Origin of the sequence: Nocardia sp. NPDC059228 (assembly GCF_042754245.1) — a bacterium.
Lineage (GTDB): Bacteria > Actinomycetota > Actinomycetes > Mycobacteriales > Mycobacteriaceae > Nocardia.
This window is the reverse complement of the sequence record NZ_JBHZAL010000019.1, coordinates 22,000-45,464: the sequence shown is the minus strand read 5'-3', so window position 1 is coordinate 45,464 and position 23,465 is coordinate 22,000. Positions and strand designations below refer to the sequence as shown.

The window sequence follows — 23,465 nt, the reverse complement described above, 5'->3', positions numbered from 1 at the left end:
TCGACATCTCCCAGCGTCACCATCGACAATGTCTTCGACCACGGCGGATCCGGCCAAGTAGCCCAGGACGAACCGCCGCGACACCTGCCAGGCCACGTCCGAGAACCAGCGGTCCAACACGCCGGTCGTCCACGTCCGACGGCACGCCGGAGCGGTTCATCGCCTCGGCGCCGTCGACGCCCCTTACGGCGAGACCGTAGGAGATCCCGCCCGGCTCCTCACCCGGTGTGTGCCCGCCGCGACTCGCAGATCACCGACTCCGGATCGGCCGCCGGCCTACTGGGGCGGGGCCTGATCGCCGCGGTCTGCCCGGTGGTGCGAGTGAGCGGTGGCCGCCGGTTCGGTACACAGCGTCTCCAGTGCGGAGGTCATGACGGTGACGATGGATTCGACGGTGGGGTGGTCGAAAAGTTCGGCGGCGTAGATCATTTCGCCGTGGATCCCGGCCTGGTCGCCGTCGGGGGTGTACTCCTCACGCAGGTTGAGCAGGAGTTCCCAGGGGATGTGGCGGACCGGGACCGGGCGGTGGCGGATGGTCAGTTCGGTTCCGGCTGTGGCGATGTCGGCTCCGCGAAGGTAGGTGACCATGACCTGGAAGAGTGGGTGGTGGGTTCGGGAGCGGGGTGGGTTGAGGAGTTCGACGAGGTTGTCGAACGGGAACTCCTTGTTGTCGTAGGCGGCCAGGACGCGTTCGCGGACCTGTTGGACGAGGTCGGAGTGGGGCGGGTCGCCGGAGAGGTCGACGCGGACGATCGCGGTGTCGACTACGCAGCCGACCAGGTCCTGCAGGCCCTCGGCGTCGCGGGCGCTCAGGGCGACGCCGATGGGCAGGTCGGGGCCCGCGCCACGCTCGTACAGGGCAAGGGCGAGGGCGGTGTGGACGAGCATGTAGATGCTGGCGCGGTGGGTGCGCGCGGCGTGGGCGAGAGTGCGGTGGGTGGCCGCGTCGAGGTGGACGGGGACGGCTGCCGCGGTGTTCTCCCGGCGTTCGGCGCGCGGACGATCAGTGGGTAGCACCGGATGTGGTGGCAGCCCGTCGAGTGCGGTGCGCCAGTAGCTCGCCTGCCGGGCCAGCAGGCGGCCGTGCGCGCCCCCGGACTCGAGCAATCGCCTCAACCACAATGTGTAGTCCGCGAACTGTGTTGCCGCGGTGGACCATTGGGGCGCTTGACCGGCAGCACGGGCACGGTAGGCGGTGAGCAGGTCCCGCTGGACCACAGGCAGGGATTCGCCGTCGCCGGCGACATGGTGGATGACGCCCAGCAGGATGTGGTGCTCGGGGCCCGAGCGGTAGAGGCGGATGCGCAGGGGTGGTTCCGTGGTGAGGTCGAATCCTCGTCGCAGCTCGGAATCGATTGCACTATCGACGTTTTCGCCGGCGGAGATATCCACAATCCGGAAGTCCGGCAGTGCGGACTCGATCGGCAGGATGCGTTGGATGGGACCGTCCAGGACGTACGGCAGCACGGTGCGCAGGATTTCGTGCCGTTCGACCAGATCATTCACGGCCGCCTCCAGCGCCGTGATGTCGAGCGGACCGTGCAGTTCGAGTCCGGTGGTCATCAGATAGTCGGGGCGGTTGCCGCTGAGATAATTCACGGTCCACAGCCCCTGCTGCATGGGCGTGAGCGGGATCGGGTCCGTTCGGCGCACGGCGGCGATGGCGACTGTCCCGAGCGACAGGGAGCTGCGCGGGAGATCCCCGGGTCCGCGGCGTTCGAGGGTCTGATCGAGGGCGGCGACGGTCGCCGATTCGAACAGATCACGCAGTGACACCGCGACTCCGAGCGCGGACCGCAAGCCCGCGACTATGCGGATCGCGGACAGCGAGTTGCCGCCGAGCGCGAAGAAGTCATCGGTGAGACCGACTTCCACCACACCCAGCGCCCGCGCGAACGTGGTCGCGATGACCTGCTGCCGTGGTGTGCGAACGCGAACGCGCTCACCGGCCACGGGCATGGGCAGCGCGCCGACATCGAGCTTGCCGATGGGGGTCAGAGGTAGTTCGTCCATCGCCACGATGGCCGAGGGCACCAGATACGAGGGCAGGGTTGCGGCCAGCCGGGTGCGCAATGCGGCGGTATCGACGGCGCCGTCCCCTACGACGTGAGCGATGAGCGACTGTCCGCTCGCGGCCCGGCGCGCGGTGACGATCGCCGCGGTGATGCCGGGCTCGCGAAGGATGGCCGCCTCCACCTCTCCCGGTTCGACGCGAAAACCGTTGACCTTCAACTGCCGATCGGCACGGCCGAGGAAATGCAGCAGGCCGTCGGTGTCCCAGCGCCCGAGATCACCGGTGCGGTACATCCGCCCACCGGCGGCGTCGAACGGGTCGGCGACGAACCGCTCCGCGGTGCGCGCCGGTTCGCGGTGGTAGCCGTTGGCGAGTCCCGCGCCGGACAGGTAGATCTCACCGGTGACCCCGGCGGGTACTGGTCGCAGCGCCGAGTCCAGTACCGCGACACGGGTATTGTCGGCCGGGCGTCCGACCGGGACCGGCCGGTCCGGCGTCATGTCGTCCGGGAGCGCAAAGCTGAGCACGAAGCTGGTCGCTTCGACCGGCCCGTACAGATTTCTCACCACGGGCGGGTGCGCACCGAGCCGCACGGCCGCGGCGGCGTGCGGCGGCAGCACATCACCGGCGGACGCGATCATCCGCAGTGCGGCGAGCTCGTTCGGAATTTGCTCGGCCAGTATGTGGAACAGGCCCGGCGACAGCATGATCGAGGTGACCCGGCCCGCGCGCAGTACCTCGCTGTAGTCGTGCACATCGAGGATGCCGGAGCGCGCGAGCACCACGGTGTGACCATTGAGCAGTGGCAGCCACAGCTCCCACACCACCATGTCCCAGGTGTAGGGCAGATGCATCAGCATCCGCTGATGCCCTTCGTCCCGGCCGATCCGGTCGCGGGCGCGCGTCACGATATTGCGGTGGGTGACCTCCACGCCCTTGGCCGCACCGGTCGATCCGGAGGTGAACATGAGCGTGGCCACGGCATCGGCCGGCACGGCGACGCCGAGATCGCTGTGGTCGAACTCGGTTGCCGCACCGTCGAGTTCATGTATCACCAGTTCGGCACCGGTGAACGCGAGCAGCCGCCGCACGTGCGCGGGCGGGTAGCGGTCGCTCAGCGGCACGCATACCGCGCCCACCTTGGCGATGGCGAGAAAAACGACCACGAGATCGACCGAGCGCGGCAATGCGATGCCGATGGGCACGCCCGGTCCCGCACCGCGGGTGCGCAGCCAGCGGGCGACCTGATTGGCGCGCGCGTTCAACTCGATGTAGGTGAGCTCCGCACCGTCGCACCAGAGCGCGACATCGTGTACGTGTGCCCGTACGGTCGACTCGAAACACGCTGCGAGCCCGCCATTGTCGATATCGGCCGCCGTGCCGCGTCCGGCGGCGAGCAGTTCGGCTCGACGCGCGGGCGGCAGCAGGTCGAGCTGCCCGACCGGGGACTGCCGCGGTGCGGTGAGCGCCGCCGCGGCGACGAGGATGCGCGACCACAGCTCGTCGACCTCGGTGAGGGCATCGACCTGTTCGAGCTGCACCGCGATTCGGAAGGTCAGCGCACCCGCGCCGGGCTCCACGATGACGGTCAGCGGGAAATGTGTTCCGCCGACGACATTCACGGAGGTCACCCGCAAGTCCGCGTCCGGATCGTCGAGCAGCGCGGTATCGATCGGGAAGTTCTCGAAGACGAGCGAGGTGTCGAACAGGTCGCTCGCGCTCGCCGCCGCCAGGATGTCGGGCAGCCCGAGATGGTCGTGCTCCATCAACGCCACGCGTTCCCGCTGAATCCGGACCGCGAGTTCGATCGGCGTCTCCGACATGCGCGAGCGCACCCGCAGCGGCACGGTATTCATGAGCAGTCCGACAGTACCGTCCAGATCGCCGCCGTCGCGGCCGGAGACGGTGATACCGAAGACGACGTCATCGCTTCCGGTGAGATGCGACATCACCAGCGCCCACAGCGCCTGGATCATCGAGTTGAGCGTCAGCCCGTGCGCCGCGGCCTGTTCGCGCAGCGCGGTGACCGTGGCGGCGGGAAGGATGAAGCTGCGCTCGCCGGGCCGCCGCCACCGCCGCTGGTCGGCCCGCGCGACCTTGCACGGTTCGGCCCCGGCGAGGGTCTGGGCCCAGGCCCGGCGCGCACCGTCGCGGTCCTGCGCCGCGGACCTTTCGAGGAATGCGGTGAACGGTGTGGCAGCGGGCAATTCGAGGCCGCGGTAGCCCAGCAGCAGTTCACGGAGCAGGATGCCCAGCGACCAGCCGTCGAGCAGCGCATGGTGGTGGGTCACGAGCAGGGTGGCGGAGTTCGGCCCGGTGCGAACGAGAGTGACCGTGAGCAGCGGACCCACCAGCGGCTCCGTGTGCGCGTCCTCGGCGCGCACCCGCGCCACCGCCTCGTCACGCTCGCCCGCTGCCGGATCGTCGAGATCCACTACCCGCCAGGGCAACTCGATGTCAGCGCGAATCTCGTATTCCGGTGTGTCGCCATCCACGACGAACCGGCCCAGCAGGTGCGGATGTCGATCGAGCACCGCGCGCAGGGCAGCGCTCAGCCGCTCCGCGTCGATCGGGCCGTCCACCGTCAGCACAACCTGTATGAGATAGGGGTCCTCGCCTTCCCCGCCCTGGTACAGCGAGTGGAACAACAGCCCGGCCTGTAAGGGAGTCGCGGGCAGGAAGGTACGGCCGTCGCGCATGGCGAGCGGGCTCACCGCCGCTCGGGCGGGCACCGGCGAAGGCGTCCCGACCATGCGCGCCAGGGCACGAATACTCTGGTGTTCGAACACATCCCGCGGTGTGATCGCGATCCCGGCGGCACGGGCCCGGTCCGAGAGCCGGATGGCGAGGATGCTGTCCCCGCCGACGGCGAAGAAACCGTCGTCGACGCCGAAACCCTTGTGCCCGAGCACTTCCTCGAACACGGCGTACAGCCGCGCCTCGGCATCGCCACGCGGCGAAGCACCGCCGGCGGCTGCCGTGCCGTCAATGGTGAGTGCGCGCAGAGCGCGTTCGTCGATCTTGCCGTTGGAGGTCGTCGGGATGGCGTCGACCGCCACGATGATGGACGGAACGGCATGTGCGGGAAGTTGTTCGGCGATCGCGGCGCGCACCGCGCCGATGGCGATACCCGGGCCGGCGACATAGGCGGCCAGCCGCCGGTCACCCGGCCGGTGTTCCACGATCAGCACCACCGCCGCACGCACCGCCGGGAGTGCGCACAGGGCGGCCTCGATCTCGCCCGGTTCGATGCGGAAGCCACGGATCTTCACCTGCCGGTCGGCTCGCCCGAGGTATTCGAGTGTCCCGTCCTCGGCCCACCGCGCCACATCGCCGCTGCGATACATGACGGTGCCGGGTCCGCCGAAGGGGTCGGCGGTGAAGCGCACAGCGGTGCGGCCCGGCCGGCGCAGATATCCCGCGGTGACGCCGGGGCCGGCGACGTAGAGCTCACCCGGCACCCCGGGCGCGGCGGGTCGCAGCGCGGCATCGAGGATGTACACGGCCAGATCCGGTATAGCCGTGCCGATTTCGCCGGCCGACGAGACACCGGTCAGCGGCGTTCCGGTGGTGAACACCGTCGTCTCGGTAATGCCGTACATATTGACCAGGCGCGGCGCCCGCGGATCATGCCGCGCCCACCACTCGGCCAGCCGCCACGGCTCCACCGGCTCACCGCCGAACAGCACGTAACGCAGTGCGAGCCGGTCACTTTCGGCCGGTCGGCTCGCCTCGGCGTCGACCAGCATGCCGAAGGCGGACGGGGTTTGGTTGAGCACCGTAACCTGTTGCGTCACCAGCAGTTCGAGAAATTCACGCGGCGATCGTGCCGTCTCGGCGTCGACGATGACCAGCTTGCCGCCGTGGCCCAGCGCTCCCCAGATCTCCCACACCGAGAAGTCGAATGCGGCGGAGTGGAAAAGGGTCCAGACATCATCGGGCCCGAACTCGAACCACGGCCGGGTCGCGGTGAGCAGCCGGACCACATTCGCGTGTGTGACGACCACGCCCTTCGGGCGGCCGGTCGTTCCGGAGGTGTGAATCACGTAGGCAGGCAATTGCGGCGACCGCAGCACAGCGTGCTCGCACGGAACGACCTGCAAGGGGTCCCCGATGCACAGGACGGGCGCGGCCGAGATCCCCGCCGGGAGTTCGACTCCAGCACCCGTGAGTACGAGCGCCGGTGCGGCATCGTCGAGGACCGCACGCAGCCGCCCCTGCGGAGAGCTCGGATCGAGCGGGACATAGGCCGCACCCGCGCGCAGCACCGCGATGATGGCGACGATGAGGTCCAGGGAGCGCGGTAGTGCGAGGCCGACGAATTCCCCAGGGCCGACGCCGTATCCGGCAATGATCCGGGCCAGTCGGCGAGCCCGCTCGTAGAGTTCGGCATAGGTGAGCTGCTCGTCGCCGTGCACCACGGCGACGGCCCCACCGTTCGCGGCCACCATGCGGTCGAATCGATCGACGAGCGTTTCGGCTACCTCGTCGGTGGCCGAGGGCCCGGCCGGATCCGGTGTGGGCCGCAGCATGCCGAGCGGGAGTTCCTCCGGGGCGACGGCCAGGGCGGCAACGGTCTGGGTGAGCCGGTGGTGGTGCGCGGCGAGGTCGTGTTCGGAGTATCGCAGCGCCGTCGATTCCAGCACCACCGACAGCGCCGGATCGCCGTTGTCGTAGACGCTGATGTTCAGATTGTCGGAGCGTCCGGCCGCCAGATGCCGCAGGGAGGCGGATCCGGATCCGAACCGCAGATCCTTCTGCATGGGCATCACATTGACGGTGGGTCCGAGGATGCCGCCTTCGAGCCCGCTCCCGCCGAGGTCGGCGAGCATATCGCCGTACTGGAAACGCTGGTGGCGCAGGATGATCAGGGATTCGGCCCGCACGGCGGCGAGGAGCTCGCCGAGGGTGGCGGCCGGATCGACCGTGATCCGCAGCGGCAGGATGTTCGCCGTCATCCCGAGTGCGTGCCGGGAGCGCTTGGCGGGTACCGCCAAACCGACAGTGACCGTGCGCGTGCCCGAATCCGCGTGCAACAGCAGCGCGATGGCGGCGAGCAGCCACACCGGCCACGGGGTCCCGGTGGCATCCGCCCGGGCGCGCAGTGTCTTCCACTCGGCTTCGGCGAGCACTCCGGCCTGCCGCAGGTACCGATTGCCGTCCGCGGCCGCCGGCGCGGCGGCGAACTGCGGTGGCTCGTAGGGCCCGCCGATGGCGAGCCGCTGCGCCCAGAATTCGCGGTCGGCCGCGAACCGCGTGGAAGTCCGGAACCGCTCGTCCTCGGCCACCAGATCCGCCACCCGGTCGAATACCGATTCCTCCACCGGACGCCCGTCGAGCAGCGCGGTGTAGGTGTCGGCGACACGCCGGATGAAGGCGGCCGAGGACGCCCCGTCGAGCACCAGGTGATGCGAGCGAATGAACCACAGCGTGCCCGCCTCGCCGGCATCGAGCAGATGGTGTTCGAACAGCGGCGCGCGCCCCAGGTCGAACGGCCGCTGCAGGGCCGCCTCCATGAACCGCACCGCCTCCCCGTGCGCGTCCGCCGCGGCGCGGAAGCTGTTGCGGTGCAAGGGCCAGTCCGGCACCTCCTCCACCACCTGCACGAGCGATCCGTCGGCCTCGGTGTCGAAGCGCACGCGCAGTGATTCCGCCCCGGCGGTGACGAGGCGCAGTGCCCGTTCGAACACCTCCTCGTCGAGCGCGCCGTGAATCTGCACGTAACCGCCGACGATCAGACGCTGCCCGGTGTCGTCGAGTTGCTGTGCGACCCAGACGTGTTGCTGCGCACGTGTCAACGGTAGGCGCCGGGTCATGCTAGCTCCTCGATGGTCGCGTGTGGATGGCGGGCGATGGCGGTCAGCAGTTCCCGCATGGTGGCCCCGATCTCGGCCACCTGTGACTCATCGAAAACCGCTCGGAGATAACCGATTCGAACTCTCAACTCGCGTCCCGGATCGACGGTGACCGACAGCGGATAGTGGGTGGCGTCGGTGAGTTCGAGGCGCCCGCCGGTCACGCCGTCGAGGGTGGCGACCGCGGCGGTGATCTGCTCGGCGTCCACCGGATAGGACTCGAAGACCAGCACCGTGTCGAACAGCAGGTCGCGCAGGCCGGCGGCGGCGTGGATCTCGCTCAGCCCGAGCTGGTGGTGTTCGATCATTTCGGCCTGTTCGACCTGCACCGCGCGCAGCAGATCCGCCACGGGCATGTGCGCACCGATTCGCACACGCACCGGCACGGTGTTGATGCACAGCCCGACAATGGATTCCACGCCGGGCAGTGCGGCGGGTCGACCGGACACGGTCGCGCCGAAGACCACGTCTGGGCGTCCGAGCCTGCGCCCCAGCAGAATTGCCCAGACCACCTGCACCACGGTGTTGACGGTGACACCGATCTCGGCGGCGGTCGCGACGAGTGCGCCGGTGGTCTCCACATCCAGAGACCACCGGTATTCCCCTGTCGTGACCGTACTTTCGCGGAAGCGGGTGGGCGGGGCGACCAGGGTCCGCTCGGCCACACCGTCCAGGGCTCGCTGCCAGGCCCGAGTGGATGCGGCCACGTCCCGGTCGTGGTTCCAGGCGAGGTAGTCGCGGAAGGATCCGTCCGGCGCGGGCAGCGACACACCGGCGTAGAGCGCCAGCAGATCGCGCAGCACCAGCGGCACCGACCAGCCATCGAACAGGATGTGGTGGTAGGTCACGATCAGCACCGGCTCCGCCTCCGCGACACGCGCGAGAGTGAAGCGCAGCAGCGGTGGTCGGGCCGGATCGAATCGACGTGCGCGTTCCTGTGCGGCCAGCTCCACGAGATCGTCCGCCGTGGCCAGATCCACTTCACGCCACGGTAGTTCGACTGTTTCGGGTACCACCTGCCGAGGCTTACCCGAATCGTCGAAGACGAAGGCCGCGCGCAGATTCGCATGGCGCTGCAGGATGTCCTGCCCGGCCTGCCGCAGCCGATCGCGGTCGATCGCCCCACCGGGTCGCACCACCGTCTGCACGTTGTAGACGTCGGCGACGCCGGAAGCGGACGGCGTGGCCATTACGGCGTGGAGCAACAACCCCGACTGCAGAGGTGTGAGTGGCCACACGTCGGTGAGCCTGCCATAATCCCGCTCCCAGCCGGTGATGTCGTCACGGCTCACCCGCACCAGCGGGAAGTCCGACGGCGTGTGCCCGCCTGCGCGTTCATCCCGGGCGTGCGTGGCGATGGCTCCCAGCGCGGTCATCCACAGCCGCGCCAGCTGCGAGACCGCCGCCTCGTCCAAAAGCGTGGTGGGGTAGGTGAATCCGGCGCGCAGCCGGGTGCCCGTCACGATCGCGTTCACGTCGATGGCGGCGGCCGCGGGCAGGTCCGGGTCCCGGTCGGTATTCGGTGTCGCGAGCACGTCCGCACCGCGGTCGTCGACGCGGCCCAGGTAGTTGAAGGCGACCTGCCCGGGCATCGCTGCCGGGAGCCGCCGGGCGGCATCGGGATTCAGGTAGCGCAGCAATCCGTAGCCGATCCCGTGATCGGGGATGGCACGCAGCTGTTCCTTGACCGTCTTGAGCAGGGCACCGGTCGCATCGGTCCCGGCCAACGCCGCCCCGAAATCGATCTCACCGATATCGAGCCGAACCGGGTACAGCGAGGTGAACCAGCCGACGGTGCGGGACAGGTCCGCGCCCGGCGCGACCTGTTCCTCGCGCCCGTGGCCTTCCAGCCGCAGCAGCGAGACCGGAGCGTGCGTGCCCCGCCCGGCACGCCAGACCGCAAGCGCGACGGCCAGCGCGGCGATCATGACCTCGTCGGCACCCGCATGGAAGCGTGCGGGAACGGTCCGCAGGAACGCCTCGGCCACCGTTTCGTCCGCGGCGACTTCGACTGTCCCGAGCCGGGCGACGGTATCGACGGCGGGGTCCAGCGGCCGGGAGCCCAGCAGGGGATCCGGTGTCGCGCAGACCTGCCGCCAGAAATCGAGCTCGGCGACCCGATCCGGTGCGTGCGCGGCGTCGACCAGGCTGTGCGCCCAGCGGCGCATGGAGGTTCCGACCGGATCCAGCCGCGGCACGACGCCACTCGAGGCATTCGCGAGGGCTGAGAACAGGTCGGGCAGCACGATGCGCCAGGACACGCCGTCGACGGCGAGATGGTGCACGGAGATGATCAGCCGGCCCGGCACGCTCCCTCGCTCGGCGTCGAGCCGGACGAACTGCGCCATCACCCCGGCGGCCGGATCGAGGCGATCCAGCGCGGCGTCGAGTTCCGCGGCGATGAGCTCGCGCAGGGCATCGGCGTCCGCGGCATCCTCGAAGGTGCGGCGGTGCACCAGTTCCGACGCGTCCAGCGCATCCGTCGGCATGGTCTCGAGTCGCCATTCTCCGGAGTCGTCGCGGAACAGCCTGCTGCGCAACATGTCATGACGATCGATCAGCGCCGAGACGGCCTGGATCAGGGCGTCGTGCCCCGTCCGAGCGGGCAGTTCGACGGTGACGGTCTGATCGACCCGGCGGAAGCCGCCGCCACGTTCGGTCAGCCACCGGACCACGGGCGTCAGCGGCATTTCGCCGATCCCGCCGCCGGGCAATTCCGGCAGCAGGCGGGGCGCATCGGCAGCCGCCTCCGGTGTCCTTGCCACAGAGGCGATCCCGGCCACGGTCCGGCGCTCGAACACTTCGCGCGGCGTGAAGTGCAGGCCGCGAGCCCGCGCCCGGGAAGCCAGCTGAATGGAGATGATGCTGTCCCCGCCGAGCGCGAAGAACGAGTCGTCCACACCCGGCCGGTCGACGCCGAGCACCTCGGTGAAGAGTTCGGCCACCACCTGTTCGGCAGGGGTCCGCGGTGCCCGATCCGAGCGCGACACCAGGACGGGGTCGGGCAGTGCGGCCACGTCGAGCTTGCCGTTGCCGGTCAGCGGCAGCGTATCGACCGGCACGATGGCTGCCGGTCGCATGTAGACGGGAACACGCTGTGCGATATGCGTTTCCAGTGTCTCGACCGCGAGTGCATCATGAGTGCCCGGTACCACATAGGCGATCAGGCGTGCCGATCCGGAATCCCCGGTCCTGGCCACGACGACCGCGCGGGCCACCGACTCGTGTTCGAGCAGCGCGGCCTCGATCTCCCCCGGTTCGATGCGGTAGCCGCGAATCTTCACCTGCTGGTCGCTGCGGCCGAGGTATTCCAGCTGCCCGTCGCCATTCCAACGCGCCAGATCACCGGTGCGATACATGCGGGTGCCGGGTGAACCGAACGGATCCGCCACGTAGCGCTCCGCGGTGGTCGCGGGGCGGGCGCGATAGCCACGGGCGAGCTGGGCTCCCGTGAGATAGATCTCGCCCCGCGAGCCGACAGGCGTAGGCCGCAGCCACGAATCCAGCACGCGCACAGTGATTCCCGGTAAGCCACGACCGACAACGCTGGCAGGCGCCGACCCGGCGTGGGTACGGTCCACCGCGAAGTGTGTGGCGTGCACGGTCGCCTCGGTGATGCCGTACAGATTCGAGATCCGGACCTCCCCGTCCGGATCCGTGTCGTACCACGCCCGCAGGAGACGCGGATCCAGCGCTTCGCCACCGAGCACGATATGCCGCAGCGCGGGCACGGCGGCGCGGCGCAGGCCGGTGTCGAGCAGTGCGCCGAAGGCCGAGGGTGTCTGGCTCAGCACCGTAATACCCTCACGGGCCATGAGTTCGGCGAACTCGTCCGGTGAACGTGTCACATCGGCGTCCGCGATGACGAGTGTGCCACCACTCGCGAGCGCTCCCCACATCTCCCATACCGAGAAGTCGAAGGCAGGCGAGTGGAACATGGTCCACACATCGGTGTGGTCGGTACCGACCAGATCCCGCGTCGCGGCGAGCATTCCGACGACATTCCGATGCGTCACGCTCACGCCTTTGGGACGCCCCGTGGAACCCGACGTGTACAGCACGTAGGCGACATTGTCCGGACCCGAGGCGACCGAGGCGACTTCGGCGCCGCTGCGGTCGAGAGTGTCGAGCACCAGGTACGGCTGGTCGCCCGCGGGCAGTGCCGCACGATCGGCGGCGGTGGTCACGACGCAGACCGGGTTCGTTTCAGCGAGGATGAATTCGAGCCGCTGCGCCGGATTACCGAGGTCGAGCGGGACGTAGCCCGCCCCCGATTTCAGCACTCCCAGCAGCGTCACGATCAGCTCCACCGACCGTGAAACACCCACGGCAACCAGCGATTCCACGCCGACGCCGCGCGCCGCGAGGGCGCAGGCCAGGTCATCGGATGCCTCGTCGAGTTCCCGATAGGTCAATACTCGGTCGCCGAATCGCACCGCGACGGCATCCGCGTGCACCGCGGCCCGGGCGCGGAACAGGTCCACGAGCGTCACCTCCGGCGCCGGCGCGGCGGGGCGCTGCCAGTCCCGCACCCGGCGGTGTTCCGCCTCGCCGATCGGATCGATGTCCGCCACAGCGGTATTCGGATTCGCGGCGAGCGCCGCCAGCACCCGGGTCAGCCGTTCCCCCAAGAGAGACACGGTCTCCGCATCGAGCAGTTCCGGCCACCAGCCGGCCAGCAGGTGCAGGCGATCGGTTTGGCGGACAGTCAGGGTCAGCGCGTAGTGCGTCGCCTCCCTGGACTCGAATCCGCCGATCGCCAATCCGGCGAATGCGAGGGCATCCGACCGCAGTTTCGCCTCGTCGACGGGGTAGGACTCGACGACCAGCAGCGTGTCGAACAGGTTCCGCTCACCGCCACCGGTCTGCGCGCCGATATCCGGCAGGCCCAGGTGGTGGTGGGCCGTGAGTTCGAACTGCTCACGCTGTACGCGACGCAGCAGCGCGCCCACGGACTCGCCCGGGGCCAGCCGAATGCGCACCGGGATCGTATTGATGAACAACCCGACGATGTTCTCGACGCCCGCGAGGTCGGCGGGGCGGCCGGAAACCGTGGTGCCGAAGAGGATATCGTCGCGATCGGTGATGCGCGCAAGCAGGATTGCCCAGGCCGCCTGCACGACGGTATTGATCGTCACCTCGAACTCGGCCGCCAGGCGGATCAGCGCCCGGGTCTGCGCCTCGTCCAGGTCGAACGCCCGCTCCCGGGGCAGTCCGGTGGGGGCGTGCACGGCGGCGGTGTCCGCGAGCAGCGTCGGCTCCGTGACCCCGGCCAGCGCCTTGGCCCACACCCGCCGGGAAAGTGAGTCGTCCTGCCGGGCGAGCCATTCCACATAGCGGCGGTAAGGAGGCGGGGGTTCGACCGCGAAACCGGCGTAGCCTGCCATGATCTCGCGCAGCAACAGCGGGATGGACCAACCGTCGAGGAGCACGTGGTGGCATGTCACGGCGAACCGGGTTCGCCCGTCGCCGAGGCGGAGCAGCAGGAAGCGCAGCAGCGGTGCGGCGGTGAGGTCGAACGGCGTCGTACGTTCGGTGGCGAGCAAGCGCTCGCCGTCGCCGGTCGCCCCGGACAGGTCGACCTCGCGCCAGGGCAGGACCACATCATCGGTGACGATCTGGACGGGCGTCCCGGCGGCATCCACCTCGAAGGCGGTGCGCAGGTTGGCATGTCGCTCCAGCACGGCCGCCGCGGCCGACCGCAGCCGCGACGCGTCGACCACGCCCTCCAGGCCCAGCACAAGCTGCACCGTGTACACGTCGACCGCGTCCGGATCGAACAGGGCGTGGAACATCATGCCGGACTGCAGCGGCGTCGCCGGCCACACTTCGCTCAGCGTCGGGTACCGCTGTTCCCAGACGTCGATATCGCCCTGTGTGACGGACACGAGGGGGAAGTCTGACGGGGTGTATCCGCCGCTGGTACGGGGATCGCGCGCGTGCCGCGCGACGGCCTCGAGCGCCGCACGCCACAGCTCGACCAGTTCCTCGCCCGCGGCCTCGCCGAATATGCCACGCGCATAGCCGAAGCCGGTCACCAGGCGGTCGCCGAGGACAATGGAATCCACCTCCACCGCACCCAGCGCGCCACGGCCGGCGTCCGGACGAATGGCAAGCATTCCGTATTCGGTGGAGGGCAGGAAGCCGACTCCGGCGAGTTCCTCCGGAATGTCGAGGCCGGCGATGTGCCCGAAGTAGTTGAACGAGATCTCCCCCGGCTCGCCCGGCGGCAGTGCGGCAGCGGTGTCCGCGTTCAGGTATCTGAGCAGGCCGTAGCCGAGGCCATTGTGCACCGCTGCCCGCAGCTGTTCCTTGACGGCCTTGAGGGCGACTCCCATGGCAGCGCCGCCGCCGAAGGCGTCGTCGAGATCCACTCCGGTCAGGTCCAGCCGTGCCGGGACGATGGAGGTGAACCAGCCGACGGTGCGCGACAGTTCCGTCCCGGGCACCGCGTCCTGTTCGCGGCCATGGCCTTCCAGGCGCAGCAGCACCGACCGCTCGACCTCGCCGCGCCGCGACCGCCAACGCGTCACCGCCAGCGCGAGCGCCGTCAGCAGCGCGTCCGCGACGCGGGCCCGGTAGCGGTCCGGAACGACGGTGAGGATGGCGGCGGTATCGGGTTCGTCGAGTTCGACGACGGTGTGCGCCACGTCGGCCGCCATATCGCGGTGGGGATCGAAGGGCCGCTCGCCGAAGGATGGCGCCGGGCCCTCGACGATCTCGCGCCAGAGCGGCAGCTCGGCGGTGAGCGCCTCGGAGTGCGCGGCGTCGACCAGCGCGTGCGCCCATCGGCGCATGGATGTACCGACCGCGGGCAGCCGCGGCGTCTTCCCCGCCGCGACCGCCGCCCACGCGGCAATGAAGTCGGGCAATAGAATTCGCCAGGAGACACCGTCGACAGCGATGTGGTGCGCGGCGACGACGAGCATTCCGGGGGCGGTGCCCGAATCCGGTGTCAGCCAGACGAACCGCAGTACCACGCCGGCGGACGGGTCGATCCGGTCGATGGCTGCGTTCAGCTCGGCTTCGGCGAGTACCCGGAGTTCCTCACCGGTGAGGCCGGCGTGGTAGGTCACCTGATGGATGAGCGAGTCCACATCGACGCTGCCCGGCGGAGTGACCCGCAGATGCCATTCCGCCGACCCGTCGCGGTAGAGCCGCGAGCGCAGCATGTCGTGGTGATCGATGACCGCGGAGAGGGTGGAAACCAGTGCGCCGCGGTCGATTCCGGCCGGCAGGTCCAGCGTCATGGCCTGGCAGAAACGATCGAAGGTACCGCCGCGCTCGACCATGAACCGGAGGATCGGGTTGAGCGGCAGTTCGCCGACGCCGCCGCCGGGCAGCTCCGCGAGCGGCGGAATCTCCTCTCGGCCCGCAGTTTCGGCGATGGCGGCCAGGCGGGCGACGGTGCGGTGCTCGTAGACCTGTTGAGCGGTCACCGCGATACCGCGCGAGCGTGCCCGGGACACCAGCAGGATCGACATGATGCTGTCGCCGCCGAGCCCGAAGAAGGAGTCGTCGACACCGATGCGGTCCCGGCCGAGCACCTCGGCATAGGCGGCGGCGAGCGCGGTTTCGGTGTCGGTACGCGGGGCCCGGAAGGCCACCGTCTCGACATCGGGTGCGGGCAGGGCCTTTCGATCCACCTTGCCGGAACGGTTCACCGGCAGCGCGGGAAGACCGATGATCACGGCGGGCACCAGGTGCCTGGGCAGTACCGCACGCAACCGCTGGTCCAGAGCGTCCGGATCGATGCTGTGCCCGGCGGCCGGGGTGACATAGGCGACCAGGCGACCCCCGGCATGGTTGCGGTCATCGACGATGGCAACCGCCTGGGCCACGGATTCCTGTGCGGCGAGCACCGATTCGAGCTCTCCGAGTTCAATGCGCACGCCGCGCAGCTTCACCTGGAAGTCACTGCGGCCGAGGTACTCCAGCTCGCCGTGACCGGTCGACCGCACGATGTCGCCGGTGCGGTAGAGCCGCTGCCCGGCAGCACCGAACGGGTCGGCGATGAAACGTGTGGCGGTGTGCCCCGCCCGGCGCACATAGCCGCGCGCGAGCGTCGCGCCACCGAGATAGAGCTCGCCCGGCACGCCTGCCGGCACCGGCCGCAGAAAGGCGTCCAGCACGTGGGCACGGACATGCCACGCGGGTGCTCCGATGGGTACCGCGGCAGTGTCGCTCGCGCCGATCGCGTGCCGGGTGACGGCGATTGTCGCCTCGGTCGGACCGTAGAGATTGTCGTAGCGCGCGCCCGGAGCGACAGTCGGCAGCGCCGCGGCGAGCGTGGGCGTCACCGCCTCACCGGCGAGCAGTATGCGACGCACACTCGGCGGCATCGGTGCGGCCTCCGCCTGCCGGTGCGCCGCGAGCGTGGACGGCGTGAACTGCACCGTGGTGACATCGTGCTCGATGATCGCTCCGACCAGCGCGTTCGGATCGCCGTGTGCACCCGATCCGTCGACTACGAGCCGGGCGCCGACGGTGAACGGCCACAGTACTTCCCAAGCCGAGACGTCGAAGGTCAGGGTGGTCTTGCGTACGACGGTGTCGGTGTCGTCGAGGCGGTGCAGGTGCTGCATCCAGGCGAGATGGGCGCACACGGCCGCGTGGGTGACGCCCACGCCCTTCGGCTGCCCGGTGGAGCCGGACGTGAACAGCACGTACGCAAGATTTTCCGGACGCAGCGGGGCGATGCGGTCGTCATCGGTGACCGTGGCACCCGACTCGGCGGTCAGGTCGAGTTCCTCGATGTGGATCACCCGGACGCCGTCGGGAGCGTCGAATCCGTCCCGCTGCGTGGTGAGGACGCACACCGGCTGCGCGATATCGAGCACCTGGGCATGACGCGAACGCGGATGCTCCGGGTCCAACGGCAGGTACGCGGCACCGGTTGCCAGCACCGCGTGCACCGCGAGGATCTGCTCGCCCGATGGTCCGAAAGCGAGCGCCACCACTTGTTCGGGTCCCACACCGAGGGAAATCAGCTTGCGCGCCAAACGATTCGAGGCACCGTGCAGGTCCGCGTAGGTCATGCGGGTTTCGCGTCCGACGATCGCCGCCGCCTCGGGCGACCGGGCCGCCTGCTCGGTGAACAGAGCCGCGAGTGTCGTGGACGCTGCGACCATGTCGGCGGGGGGACTGCCGATGAGGCGCTCGATCTCTCCCGATGCGGCGATATCGATCCGGGCGATGGGCGCATGCGGCGTATGGACCAACTGCTCCAGCAGCCGAATCAGCCGGTCCCGGTGCGAACGATGCACTCCGGGAACGGCAATCCGCCAGCCACCGGTCGCCTGATCATCGACGCACACGGTGAGCTCGTCCCCGCTGCCGAGACACTCGGTCACCGCTGCCGTGCCGAAATCGTCGATCGCGGCACCGCCGAGCATGCGTACCGCGAGCGGCCACTGCCCATGCACCGGCGAATTCGCCCAGGGCTCATCGATATCGGGAATGAACCTGAGTCGCCGCGCTTTGCGCAGCTCCCGCCCCACCTGTTTGGCGATCGAGTAGAACCCGGCGTGAGCCGTGACCAGAATCCGCAGCGGCACCGTGGTTTCCCCGGTATCGAGTGCGACCACGCACTCCCCCGAGGACGCCATGCGAGACGCGTAGACGGCCAACGCGGCCAGCACCACCGCGGGCGCACCGGCCCCGCACACTCGCGCGGCCCTGGTGAGTTCCGCCGATGCTCCCACCGCTGCCCAGACCGCCTCATCAGGAGTACCGCTGAGAGGACGCGTGATACCCGCGGCGGGAGGTTCGGGCCGGGCGGCGTCGGCGAGAGTGTGCTCCCAGTAGTCCCGATCGCCGGACCACGCGCCCGATTCGCGGTATCGGCGTTCACTTTCCAGCTGGTCGGCCGTCGCACCGAACGGCGGATTCGCGCCGGGGCTCGTGGGCGCGCCGTCCAGCAGATCACGCACCCGGGCGAGAATCGCGAGCGCTCCCGGCTGGTCGTTGACCAGGCGGTGATAGCGCTGGTACCAGCCGAGCCGGCCATCCGGGAACCGGAAGACGGCCTGCCGGTACAGCGGGCCGTTCGCGATATCCATTCGGCACGCGCGTTCTTCGGCGATCCACTCGGCGACGAAATCGCCCGGACCGGTCCCGTCGACGCTGAGCACGGCAGTCGGTACCGGCGGGTTCTCGCACACCTGGATCGCACCGGCGTCGGCACGGAACACACTGTGCAGCACCGGGCATTCCGTCATGACGGTGTCGACCGCCTGTCGCAGGGCGTCCGCGTCCACCGAGCCGGTCAGTTCGATGTACAGGTCGACATAGCGATCACCGGCCGCGAGGGCGGCGCGTTGCGCATCGCTGGGGACCTGCGGTCCGGCCGTCGCGATGCGGGTGCTCTCAACGATAGTCATGGAATCCTTGTCCGGTCTTGCGGCCGAAATGTCCTGCGGCGACGAGCGTCGCGAGCGCGGGCGGAATGCGGTAGTGGTCCTCGCCGGTCTCACGGCGCAGCACCTCGATGGTGTCGGCGACGTTGTCCAGGCCGATCAGGTCGGCGGTGCGCAGCGGACCCATGCGGTGGCCGAGGCAGCGTTCGAAGAGGGCGTCCACCGTCGCGGCGTCGGTTCCGGTGTCGAGGGTGGCGGCGGCTTGCGCGATGCTCAGCATGAGCAGGCGGTTGATGACGAACCCGGGGCGGTCGCCGACGACGAGCGATTCCTTGCCGAGCGCGGTGAGCAGTTCGGTGGCGCGCGCCATGGTGCCGGCCGAGGTCTGTGCCCCGCGAACGACTTCCACCGCATCGGTGAGTGGGGCCGGGTTCATGAAGTGCAGGCCGAGCACGCGATCGGGGCGACCGGTCGCGGCGGCCAGCCGGGCGATGGGGATGGCCGACGTCGCGGAGGCGAGCACGGCGTCGGCCGGGCAGACGCGGTCCAGTTCGGCGAAGAGCTTCTCCTTCAATTCGATCCGCTCGACCGCGCACTCGATGACGAACTCGACCGCGTGGAGGTCATCGATGCGGTCGGTCCAGCGCACCCGGCGGGCAGTCTCGAGCGCCGTCCGCCGATCACCGCGGCCCAGCAGCAGCGCCAGGCGCACCGCTTCGTTCAGGCCCCGGCGCGCCCGCTCCACGGCGGCCGGATCGGGTTCGACCACAATGACATCGCGTCCCGCCTGCGCGAGGCACTGTGCGATGCCGGCGCCCATGGTGCCCGCGCCGATCACTGCTACGACTCCGGTCATCGGGTCATCTCCGTTTCCGCGATACAGCGCACCGCGATATCCGGCACCGGATCATTCGGTGTCTCCAGCAGACCGTGCAGCAACCGGGTCAGATCCGAGAGCATCTGCTGCGCGGTCGATTCGTCGAAAAGTTCTGTGGCGTAAACCAGTTTCAGGACCGCACGGTCACCGGACTCCCGGCCGAGCGCCAGTTCCGCAGTGTCCGGCGGGGTGTCGCCGAACCAGATGGCCCCGGCGCGGCTGTCGCCCTGCGCCGGCCCGGCCAACTCCGCGGCGGTTCGTTCCAGTAGCTCGACCCCGGTGGGTTCGTCGGCGAAGTCCATTCGGGCGGTACCGGTTGCCGAGCCGACCACTATGTCATCGGAGCCGGAGTACCAGCTCAGCAGTGCCGCCCAGGCGGCGAGCAGGTCCGCATCGCCCGGTACGGCATCGAGCCGCTCACGCACCGTCGCCGGCGTGTATCGGGCCGAGTCGTTTCCGCGCGGCCGGTCTGTCGGAATATCCAGCGCCACAGCCCGTTCTGCCGTGCCCACGCCGGCAGGCGACGGCCTGGTGACGACCAGCTCCTCGATCGACCGCTCCGGAGCCGACTCCACGACCTCGGTGAGGATCTCGAGGTAGGCCGCCGCCAACCCCGCGGCGGTGCGCTGGGTGAACAGCTCGGTGCTGTACTCGAAGCAGGCCAGCATGTCGAGATCGTCGCTGCGATCGTAGGTGATCAGGCTGAGATCGAATTTGGCTGTGCCGGGCGGCAACCCGCCGAAGGCATTGTGGATGGTGTGCTCCGAGTCGAAGAACTCCGTCGCCCCGCCGCCGAGCGGGTTGGCCGATCCGGCGCCGGTGAGATCCTGGTGGACGTAGAGCACATCGAAGATCGGGGTGCGGGACATGTCGCGCTGATCGTCGAGGGCATTGACCACCCGCTCGAACGGGATCTCCTGATTCTCCAACGCGCCCAGCACGATTCCACGCACTCGTTCGAGCAGATCGCCCAGCGTCGCGGGACCGGAGAGGTTGGCGCGCAGCGCGACGGTGCTGTTGAAGAAGCCGATCAGCCCTTCCAGCTCGCGGCGGGTGCGGCCGGTGGTCGGCGTGCCGACGACGAGGTCGCGCTGACCACTGCGGCGGGCGAGCAGCAGATAGAAGGCGGACAGCAGCACCACGAACAGCGACACCGACTCCCGCTTCGCGACCGTGCGGGCCGCGGCGAGCAGCGTCGCCGGCACCGTGAACGGCTCCAGCTCACCGGCAAACGTCTTGCGCGCCGGTCGCGGGAAGTCGGTGGGCAGCCGCAGTTTCGGCGCGCCGCGCAGCATATGCGTCCAGTATTCGAGCTCGTGCGCGAGCGCGCCCGAGTCGAGCAGCTCCCGATGCCAGCGCGCGTAGTCGCGGTAGCGGATCGGCAGCGGTTCCAGCTCGGCCGGGCGCCCCTCCCGCCGCGCGGCATAGAGCACCGGAATCTCCCGCGCGAGAATTCCCGGCGTCTGGCCGTCGGTGACGCAGTGATGGCACACCACCTGCAGCACATGCATATCCGGAGTGAGCTTGACCACCAGCACTCGCACCATGGGGTCGCGGCCCAGATCGAACGGCCGGACCGCCGCCTCCCGGACCAGCTCGCGCGCCCGGGCGACCGAATCGGCCGCACCGGACACATCGACGACTCTGAAGAACTCGCCGAGAGCGGGCCGCACTCGCACCGCCGGCACACCGTCGACCTCGACGAGGTTGTACCGCAGCGGTTCGTGCCGCTCGGCGAAATCCTCGAATGTTCCCTTGACCGCGTCGACGTCGATCGGCCCGCGCAGCACGTTGACCACCGGGTAGTTGTAGAGCGTGGTGTCCGGAACAAGCTGATGGTGGAACCACATCCGTTCCTGCCCGGGCGACATGACCAGCTCGTCGGTGCGCGTAATGGCCGGCAGCCCCCGCGCTCCCGGCATCACCTCGGGCGCCGGGCGCGCCCCTTCCCGCAGCAGGTCCGCGAACTCGGCCACCCTGGGCCGCTCGTACACATCGAGCAGTTTCGGCCGGAACCCGAATGCCTCCTCCACCCGCTCGACCAACTGCACGGCAATGATCGAATTGCCACCGACATCGAAATAGTCGTCATCCAGCCCGATTTCGGTCTCCGCGTGCAACAGTTCGCGCAGCACTGCGCGCAACCACTCCGCCGCATCCGACGGCACGACCACCGGAGGCTCGGGCGCGGCGACAGCTTCGACGGGCTCGGACGCGATCTCGGCATGCTGTGCCGCAGTGGGCAGTTCGACCCAGCACCGGGTGCCGCGCAGCGGGTGCCCGGGCAACCGCATCCTGCGACCGTCCCCGTCCTGCACCCGCGCCCAGTCGAGATCCACTCCACGCTCGTAGAGCCGCGCCAGGATGCCGAGCGCCCCGGCTGAATCCGCGGAGCCGAACAGGATCTCGGCATCCGCACGACCCGCGAGATCCTCGGTGAGGTACCGCCCGAGCATGCCGTCCCGGCTGGGATCGACGAAGACGACCGGCCCATCCCGCAACAGCGTTTCCGCCGCCGCGAGCAGACGCGACCGGTCCACCGCGGGCGTCTCCGCGGCAACAGCCAATTCGCCCGGGTCGACAGGCTCTCGCGATCCGAGCAGATAGCGTGCCGCGAATTTCGACGCGCCCCCGCTGAGCACAGCCGCGAACTGAATCCCACAGGCCCGCAATCGATCGTGCACCGCGAGCTGTGCCGCGAGCACCGCGGCCGTTTCCCCGTTCGCGGGCAGCTGTTCCGGCAGTGCGGCGCCACCTTGCGCGGCCGGCAGAGCACCCGGCGAGAGCAACAGTGCCACTCGCGGCGCGACCGGCTGCGTTCCGTCCGAATCGACGGCAACGCCGCGTGTTTCGAGCAGATCGGCCAATTCCGTTGTGCTGCTCGCACAGACCGCGATGCGATGGCCGAAGTGTGCACGGCCCCGGCCGAGCGTGAACGCCACATCCGCGAGATCGATCGAATCGGCCCGCATACGCCCCGCCAGCGAGCCGCACAGTTCCGCGAGCGCCGGCGCCGTCCGCGCCGACACTCCGATCAGCCAGGGCACCGGCTCACGACCCGCCTCGGCCGGTTCGGCTTCGCGCAGCGGTACCGCATCAGGGGCCTGCTGCACGACGCAGTGGGCGTTGGCGCCACCGAGGCTGTAGGAGCTGACACCCGCCAGGCGCGGGCCCTCGCTCCGCCACGGTCTCGGTTGCGTGACCACCTCGAGGCCGGCCGCGGCCAAATCGAGATCGCCGGTGGGACGGTGGAAGTGGAGAGAGGGGAAGAGTTGCCCGTCGTCGACCGACAGGACGGCCTTCACCAGGCCGGCCACGCCGGCGGCGTGATCGAGGTGGCCGATATTGGTCTTCACCGATCCGATCGGGAGGGCGGTGGCGCGCTCGGCGAACGCGGTGCGCAGGCCCTCCAGTTCGATGGCGTCGCCCAGCCGGGTGGCGGAGCCGTGGGCTTCGAGGTATCCGGCATCACGGGGATCGGCACCGGCCTTGCGCCAGGCGCGCGCGATGACCCGAGCCTGTGCGGCGGCGCTGGGGGTGCTGATGGTTGCGGCGGCATGGCCGTTGTGCAGGACGGCGCTGCCCCGGATGACCGCGTAGACCGGAGCACGGTCGGCGCGGGCACGCTCGAGCGTGGTCAGCAGCAGCGCCGCACCGCCTTCGCCGGGGACTGTGCCGTCGGCCTCGGCGTCGAACGCTCGGACCCGGCTGCTCGGTGAAGCGATCTCGGTCATGGTCTGCACGGCCCAGGCCGGAGCGCCGTGCGCGCGGACGCTGACTCCGCCGGCCAGTGCGTAGTCGGCGTCGCCGCTGCGCAATTCGCGGCAGGCGTGGTGGACGGCGATGAGAGAGGCGTTGCAGCCGCTGTCGACGGCATAGCAGGGGCCGTCGAAGCCGAGCAGGTGTGCGATGCGGGCGGGGACGCCGAAGGGCAGATTACCCAGCATGGCGAGGGGGCCGGGGTCGACGGCCATGGCGTGATAGCTGGGCATGGGCGCGCTGAACACCACCGCGGTGGTGGCCGCACGCAGGGTGGCGGGCGCGTAGCCGGCATCCTCGATGGCGCGGTGCGCCAGCTCCAGGGCGATCCGCTGCTGCGGATCCATCAGGGCCGCTTCGCGTTTGGACAGGCCGAAGAACGCGTAGTCGAAGGTGTGGATATCGGCGAGGTGCCCCATGGGCAGATACCGGACGCGGCGGTCCAGGGCGGTCGCCGCGGCGCGAGACTCCGGCATGGGGCCGATCGAATCCCTTCCGGCGGACAGGTTCTCGCGGAACTCGTCGAGGTTCGCCGCGTCCGGGAAGCGCGCGCCGATGCCGATGACGGCGATGTCGCCGTCGCGTGGTGCGGATGCGGTCAC

Annotated in this window: 4 protein-coding genes; all 4 read right to left on the bottom strand. The window is 69.6% G+C overall.

Annotated elements, in window-relative coordinates; translation table 11 throughout:
• Nucleotides 1-276 precede the first annotated feature (276 nt).
• Genes ACFXKA_RS26180 through ACFXKA_RS26165 form a run of 4 tightly spaced genes read right to left on the bottom strand, consistent with a single transcriptional unit; the run spans nucleotide 277 to nucleotide 23,465 of the window.
• A complete protein-coding gene (locus ACFXKA_RS26180; RefSeq protein ID WP_379429286.1) occupies nucleotides 277-7,830 on the bottom strand; it encodes an amino acid adenylation domain-containing protein in 7,554 nt (2,517 codons plus the stop codon).
• Nucleotides 7,827-18,251, bottom strand: coding sequence for an amino acid adenylation domain-containing protein (locus ACFXKA_RS26175; RefSeq protein WP_379429285.1), 10,425 nt, complete (start codon nucleotides 18,249-18,251; stop codon nucleotides 7,827-7,829). Before ACFXKA_RS26175 ends, ACFXKA_RS26180 begins: the two co-directional genes overlap by 4 nt.
• On the bottom strand, nucleotides 18,238-19,083 hold the full coding sequence (locus tag ACFXKA_RS26170) for a 3-hydroxyacyl-CoA dehydrogenase family protein (RefSeq protein ID WP_379429284.1): 846 nt from the start codon (nucleotides 19,081-19,083) through the stop codon (nucleotides 18,238-18,240). The genes ACFXKA_RS26175 and ACFXKA_RS26170 overlap by 14 nt, the downstream gene beginning before the upstream one ends.
• On the bottom strand, nucleotides 19,080-23,465 hold the full coding sequence (locus tag ACFXKA_RS26165) for a condensation domain-containing protein (RefSeq protein ID WP_379429283.1): 4,386 nt from the start codon (nucleotides 23,463-23,465) through the stop codon (nucleotides 19,080-19,082). The genes ACFXKA_RS26170 and ACFXKA_RS26165 overlap by 4 nt, the downstream gene beginning before the upstream one ends.

Excerpts from the sequence above, each read along its gene's own strand:
- ACFXKA_RS26180 (WP_379429286.1), bottom strand. The coding sequence starts at position 7,830 with ATGACCCGGCGCCTACCGTTGACACGTGCGCAGCAACACGTCTGGGTC.
- ACFXKA_RS26175 (WP_379429285.1), bottom strand. The coding sequence starts at position 18,251 with ATGACTATCGTTGAGAGCACCCGCATCGCGACGGCCGGACCGCAGGTC.
- ACFXKA_RS26170 (WP_379429284.1), bottom strand. The coding sequence starts at position 19,083 with ATGACCGGAGTCGTAGCAGTGATCGGCGCGGGCACCATGGGCGCCGGC.